General features: G+C 47.3%; 6 protein-coding genes. 1 reads left to right on the top strand and 5 read right to left on the bottom strand.

The genetic code is table 11. The features are described 5' to 3' along the window. Positions 1 to 645, top strand: a 645-nt coding sequence (locus tag ACO6V1_RS21635; protein ID WP_422468478.1) for a hypothetical protein, incomplete at its 5' end; no start/stop codon positions are given. A gap of 141 nt (positions 646 to 786) precedes the next feature. Here ACO6V1_RS21635 and ACO6V1_RS21640 read toward each other — a convergent pair. From ACO6V1_RS21640 to ACO6V1_RS21660, 5 genes are all read right to left on the bottom strand, one after another. Continuing rightward, entirely contained in the window at positions 787 to 1,317 is a 531-nt protein-coding gene (locus ACO6V1_RS21640; RefSeq protein ID WP_422450419.1) for a hypothetical protein, read from the bottom strand. A 155-nt stretch (positions 1,318 to 1,472) separates the two neighbouring features. Further along, positions 1,473 to 2,192 (bottom strand): hypothetical protein, encoded by a 720-nt coding sequence (locus tag ACO6V1_RS21645; protein WP_422468481.1) that lies wholly within the window; start codon positions 2,190 to 2,192, stop codon positions 1,473 to 1,475. A 275-nt stretch (positions 2,193 to 2,467) separates the two neighbouring features. Next, positions 2,468 to 3,649 (bottom strand): hypothetical protein, encoded by a 1,182-nt coding sequence (locus tag ACO6V1_RS21650; protein ID WP_422450421.1) that lies wholly within the window; start codon positions 3,647 to 3,649, stop codon positions 2,468 to 2,470. 316 nt (positions 3,650 to 3,965) lie between these two features. Continuing rightward, a complete protein-coding gene (locus ACO6V1_RS21655; RefSeq protein ID WP_422468483.1) occupies positions 3,966 to 5,519 on the bottom strand; it encodes a SpoVR family protein in 1,554 nt (517 codons plus the stop codon). Beyond that, positions 5,506 to 6,795, bottom strand: a complete 1,290-nt coding sequence (locus tag ACO6V1_RS21660) for a YeaH/YhbH family protein (RefSeq protein ID WP_422468485.1) — start codon at positions 6,793 to 6,795, stop codon at positions 5,506 to 5,508. Before ACO6V1_RS21660 ends, ACO6V1_RS21655 begins: the two co-directional genes overlap by 14 nt. Between the last annotated feature and the right edge of the window lie 93 nt (positions 6,796 to 6,888).

Consider the following 6,888-nt stretch of genomic DNA (forward strand, 5'->3'; position numbering starts at 1 on the left):
GCGTTCACCGGGACTAAAGAGGCATCCCAGGCAGGTGATGGCAATAATATTGTGCCAGAAGACGATAGCTGGCCAGGATTCAGTGGGCTCCCTGTCGGTCAACCCGATTCGGCTTATCAGTTTGCTACACTGCCGTCATCGTCTTTTGCGACGGCTGATCCAGCGGCAACGCCGGTAGCTTCACCGTCCTCTTATGATGCCCTTTCGCCTCAGACCGAAACAAAGTTAGCGTATTTGAGTGGTCACATGGAACAATTGTTGGGGGGGGGGCAGTGGGGGGATGGTCAGATAACGGAGTGTCGAAATCAGAGTAACCAGTTGGGCGAAGTAAAAAAGTGTTTTGGGGTTTGCAATGATATTAAATCATTAACTAACGAAAACCCGGACAAAGCTGAAGTTTTGATGACTACTTCAGTCAGTGATAGTCAACAAACTGCTGCTACAACAAGATGGAGAGCTGGGAACTTCTCATGTTACACAGGCTGGAGAGCTGGGAACTTCTCATGTTACACAGGACTTTATGAGTCGAAGAGGTTCTTGAAAGGAAAGCCTTATTTAATGAGGACAGTGCAGCATTTACCACCTCCCGGTACCAAAATATCCAGACAAGAACCGCATCGAGATGCAGATATGACTTTCATGTGACAAAATAATCATCTGTAGTAGATCGAGCTCGAGAAATCACCTGACAGGGATAAAGGGTATGAACGATTAGAGATTACAACGGGTTCCGTTATGCATTCCCACTGGGGGCGTGGGAACGAGGCATTTATCCATGTACTTAAGTCAAACTATTTGTGTACTGAATTCCAGCTTTTTATCGAATTGTTGCAGCTCGGAGATTTTTTGATCAATTGTTTCGCTTTTGTTATGGCTGGCGGATCCGGAGAGAGTAGAGAATGTGTTGTTTATCATCTCGAGATCTCCCATTATCAAGCATGCTCTGCCTCTCATCGATAATGCATTGAATTCTGACAAGTTCTGGTCGATGGGGGTGGAAAGCAGGTTATTAGCTGCTTGCATCACCTCCTCCAGATTGTTCAAGAGCTGATCAGTATCACTTGCAAGCCAGGGAAGCGCCAACGGATAGGCAACATTTTCCTTCTTGCCAGATTGCGTGTCCTGATTCCCAACAGGCAAAGCGACGGCTCTTTCCTGAAGGGAAGGGCCTGTGCTTTCTGACGGGCATTTAGAACATTCATTACCAATAGTACTGGGTTTAACCTCTTTGTCACCAGCCTGGCCGACTTGTTCATCCCTTGATGGTGGAACATATTCTGCAAGAGCGGTAGTACTGGTTTGCGGTAGGTTAATCATTCCTGCTTTCCTCTTTGACTGAGTTAAGGCTTGGGATGCTGTCGAGGTGAAGCTTTATGCTCTCCTGCTCTCTCAGACTTCATGGGGGCTGGTGGCAGTCAGAACAGCGTCAGGTTATATCTTTAACCGCGGACTGACCGATGTGATCGAAGATTTCATGGCCAATCAAAAATAACGTTCGTATTTTCTTGGTCATCCAATTCATACGCTGCTTTCAGCCTGGAAACGTATTGGTTCAGCTCGGAGATTTTTTGTTCGATTGTTTCGCTGTCGCTGGGGAAATTTGGGTGAAGATGATGGAGATGTCCCAGTGAAGTGAGTGCTATGCCAGTCATTAGGTGTGCATCACGCTTTGACCAGTTTTGGTCAGGGGGATAGGAAAGTACTTCAGTAGCGCTTTTCAGAACCTCATCCCGCAGGGTGGTAGTTGCATGTATACTATAGTAAGGATTAATCATTTTTGCAGAACTGCTAGCCTCGGAATTATTTTCGCCTGATATTGAAAGTGAACTAGTGTCGGGTATTTGTATCTCATTTCTGGTTTTAAATGTACTGTCGTACATTGGGTGCAAACAACCTGACTCAATCAGCTCGAGTAAGTTGGAATAAGTATCAGCTAACAAGGCGAATTCCATGACAGGAGAGTCAGCAATCGCCTTGAGCCGTGTGAAACGATCCCCAAAAAACATGTCAACGGTTCTTTTCTGAAGAGAATAACCTGCGATTTCTGGCGGGCATTCCGAATGTTCATTGTCAATATCACTGGGTTTAACCTCCCTGAGACCAGCAAAAGCACCGGCGAATGGCTCAGACTCTTTTGACGGCGGAACATCGGCCGCTGGAAGTAGAGTATTGGTTGGAGATAGTTTATTCATTTCTGTTTCCTGTGAAGGCTGGGTAAAACCTTATGCGCTTCTGTTGTCAAACCGGTCTGGCAGTAGTCAGAAAAGCGTGAGGTTATATCTTCAAAAAGCGAACTGAACAATGTGATCAAGGATTCCATGGCCGGTATACTCAAGATTCTTTGCAAGCTTTGAAACATATAAATTTGAGATTTAGTTACTTCCTGATTTTGGACTAATAAAACAGGAAATAGTTCAAATGACCCGTCTGAATGCTCAAGAAATGACAGTGGAATGGATTAAACATCTTATTGCTGCTTACATGCCTCTTCCATCATTGGTTGAAGATCTTCTACGGTGGTCATTTTCTTCCCATTGGGTACGAAGATAATTGCTTCGTCAAGAGCGCCAATACATCGTCCCTGGTACTCTGGAATTTTGCAGGCATCAAAATACGTTTGCAGGTGTTCGTGAAAAATTGCACTCCCTGTAGCATTGTTGGTGTGCGTTGGCCTTTCGCCGATAAATAGTACAGGCTTGGTTATGCCCCAGGCTCTGAGTATTTGATAATCATCGACATGTTCTTGTGAGAAATATTCTTCAAGCGCTGGCAAATATGTCGGTAGGGGTGGCCAGCTGATTACCAGAAAATCGGATCTATGCTGATATTTCACCACTGTATCGAGTGAGTTTTCATTCCGAACAGCTATCGGTGGTGAAGCCGCAGCCGGGTGTTGATAATTGCTGTGGTTGTCACTTACCACCATCCTGAAACCATACTTTTTCAGAAAGTAAGAGAGATACCCCTTACCTCCCATCACTTCGATACCTCTCTTGCAGTTCAATGATCGCAGTTTCTCTGCCACAGGATTCAACCAGACAGACGACGGGGTAAAGTACAATCCAAATTCATCTTCCAATCGGCTGCTACCTCTAGCCTCTGCCAACAATGTATCTCTGAACAAGGCATATAACTTAGGGCTCTCTGCGTGATGCATCGCATTAAATTTTTTGAGTCCCTCTTCATGGCCCCTGGTATGATATTCATCGGGTAAGTCGAACCGTTTGAGCTGGTTAAAATAGTGTTCGTTGTTGTCTTGATAACGCCCAAGTGTCAGAATAAATTTAATGTCATCATCACTAAACTCACTGATGATCTCTAACAGTGTTTTCTGATCAAGTACTCGAAGCAGATTCCTGAAGCACCTGTTTTTAAAACTGGTGCAATCAGACTTAGTTATATTGTCTACTTTCGTTATTTTAAAATCAGACGTCTGTTTCGGCATCTCTGCAGCAGCCAGGGCACCACTTTCCTGTATGTCTACTATACTCTTTGCAGCGACTGGCTTTGGAAATGAGTTATCATCTCCTTGGCTGGGTGATGGCTTACGTGAACCAGCTATCGCCCTTGACGGCATATTTGCTAATAAATTATCCATTTTTAAACATCTGTCTGGAAGATTTGTAAAACAGGTAGAGATATCTCTCAAATTCATTAACTCTGACTTTCATTCACCGGTTTGGTTCCATTGGTTGGTGAAATTTTTTGGAGGTGCTTCCAGTCATTTAATGCATTTGAATGCTTACATTGAGCGATTGAAGGGAGATCAGCAGGTGGATGATCAGATAACAGAGTGTCGAAATTCGATGCGGAGGATCAACGCAGAACTGGCCAGCATAGAACCAGTGGAATTAAGAATTCCGGTTTGTTCGGTGAATAAACCCACTATTCACCGAACAAAATGGAGTTTTTATCCTTAAATTTCTGCCATCCTTGATACAGTGTCGCCCGGGCGGGCGTTATTCTCAAACAGCCTCTGAAGATTGCTTCTCTTTCGGCAGCCTATGTTCATATTGAACAATATTTTCTTCGTCCACAGACTCCAGTTTTACATCAAAGCCCCACAGGCGGTGAAGGTGTTTGATGATTTCACTGGTGCTGTTCTTATCAAGGGGCCTTCCTTTGTGCATGTAATGACGAAGGGTCAGTGAACGGTCACCACGGACATCCACGTTGTAGACCTGGATATTGGGCTCCCGGTTCCCCAGATTGTATTGTGCGGCCAGATTTTCCCTCAGCTGACGATAGCCTGTGTCATCATGGATGGCATCCACCTCAAGGTAAGGGTTAATTTCATTGTCGTCGATGCTGAACAGCCGCATATCGCGCATGACCTTAGGCGACAGGTACTGAAGAATGAAGCCTTCATCCTTGAAATTCTGCATGGCGAAGTGCACCGCATCCAGCCAGTCACTGTCGGCCAGGTCCGGGAACCACTGCCGGTCTTCATCCGTCGGATTCTCACAGATCCGGCGTATATCCCGGAAGATATTGAAGCCCAGAGTGTAGGGGTTGATGCCACTGTATCTTGGGTCGTCAAAATCCGGCTGGAATACGACACTGGAGTGAGAGTGCAGGAATTCCATGATAAAGCCTTCGGTAATCAGGCCTTCGTCGTACATCTCATGCATCAGGTGGTAATGCCAGAACGTTGCCCAGCCCTCGTTCATGACCTGGGTCTGTCTTTGCGGGTAGAAATATTGGGCAATCTTACGCACAATGCGGATAATTTCCCGCTGCCAGGTTTCCAATAGCGGCGCATTCTTTTCAATGAAGTACAGCAGGTTCTCTTCCGGATCCTTGGGGAAGCGGACGGTTTTTTTCTGCTGTTCAGTCTCGCGGACCGGGATGGTTCGCCAGAGATCATTCAGGTTGCGCTGAATATACTCCTCCCGCTCCTGTGAGAGTGCCTTTTCCTGCTCCGCAGACATGGGTGTTGCCCGAACGTAGCGATTAACGCCCTGATTCATCAGGGCGTGGCAGGCATCCAGAATATCCTCGACGGCGCTGATGCCGTACTTCTCTTCGCATTTGGCCAGGTAGCTTTTAGCGAACAATAGGTAATCAATAATGGCACTGGCATCGGTCCACTGCCGGAACAGATAGTTACCCTTGAAGAAAGAGTTATGACCATAGCAGGCATGGGCAATCACCAGCGCCTGCATCGGCATGGTGTTTTCTTCCATGAGATAGGCTATGCAGGGATTGGAGTTGATCACTATCTCATAGGCCAGCCCCATTCTTCCCTGCTGGTAGTTCTGCTGGTTGCTGAGGAATGTCTTGCCATAACTCCAGTGGTTATACATCAATGGCATACCAACAGAGGAATAGGCGTCGAGCATCTGCTCAGAGCTGATCACCTCTATCTGGTTGGGATAGGTATCCAGCCGGAACTTGTCGGCCAGCCGGGCAAACTCCCGGTCATAGGCCTCCAGCAACTCGAATGTCCAGTCGGAACCGGTGGAAAGCGGCTCTTTTCTTTTTTTCGGTGTTCTTACCGGTGCTTCAACTTCCAACATGACTTCCCTCCTTTTTCTCAAATAAGCGGCGGAAGGTTGGGTAAATGTCCGCATAGCTGCGGATCTGCTGCATGGCAAAATGTCCCGGATGTGCCTGCTCTATTGCCTTGTACTCATACCAGAGGTTCTGGTGATGGCGATCGGTGATCTCTACATAGGAGTAGTACTGACAAACCGGCAGCAACTTTTCCAGAATAATATCGTGACATTTACTGGAGTCGGCTTCCCAGTTATCGCCATCAGAGGCCTGGGCGATATAGATATTCCATTCGTTGGGGGAGTATCGGTCAGTGATGATTTCATCAGCCAGGCGCAGGGCTGTGGATACCACCGTTCCCCCGGTTTCCCTGGCGTAGAAAAAGTCATGCTCATCACACTCACGGGCTTCGCTGTGATGTCGGATAAAGACGACTTCTACCGCTTCATAGTTTCTCTCAAGGAACAGATAGAGCAGCAGGAAGAAGCGCTTGGCCATGTCCTTTATTTCCCGGGTCATGGAGCCGGAAACATCCATCAGGCAGAACATTACGGCCTTGCTGGAAGGCTGGGGTACTTTGGCCATGTTATTGAAACGCAGGTCAAAATCATCAATAAATGGCAGGCGCTTCAATTTCTTGTTAAGTACATTGATCTCTTCACGGAGTCGGCGGGCCTGAAGCTGGTCAACTTCATCCGGGCTGACTTCCATTTCCCGCAGCTCTCGTTTCAGTGTTCTGATCACTTTCCGGTCTTTGCCAGAGAGTGCTATCCGCCGTGCATGGGCAGCACGCAGTGATCGGACCACGTTCAGGCGGTCAGGGGAACCGGCCGTGGTAAAACCTGCCCGCTTTAATTTATAGTCTGTGCTGTCTTTCAGCTCTTTCCTGACCAGATTCGGCAGTTCCAGATCATCAAACAGGTACTCCAGAAACTCATCACGATTGATCTGGAAGGCAAAGTCATCAGCGCCTTCACCGCTGTCACTGGCCTTGCCATCTCCTGTGCCCTGGCCACCACCGCCCGGTGGTCGCTGAATACGATCGCCCTGGTTAAACTCTTTATTACCCGGATGCACATGGCCATGATGCCCCCCCTGACCATGATGGAAAAAGGGTTCACTCAGATCTTTTTTTGGGATGGTAATATTGCTGCCGCTTTCAACGTCGGTGATTGAGCGTTGATCAACAGCACCCTGTACAGCCTCTTTGACCAGGCTGCGGTAACGCCTCAGAAAACGCTGTCGGTTGACAGTGCTCTTCTTTTTTCCGTTGAGGCGTCGGTCGATTATGATGCTCATAAAGACGCTCCCCCGATGGTTGCTAATGTTCGCTTAATAGAGAGTTGCCCTGGCTAATACAGGGCATAAGTAGCTAACCATATGAAATCATAC

The organism is Endozoicomonas sp. ALC013 (genome assembly GCF_049310205.1).
Lineage (GTDB): Bacteria > Pseudomonadota > Gammaproteobacteria > Pseudomonadales > Endozoicomonadaceae > Endozoicomonas.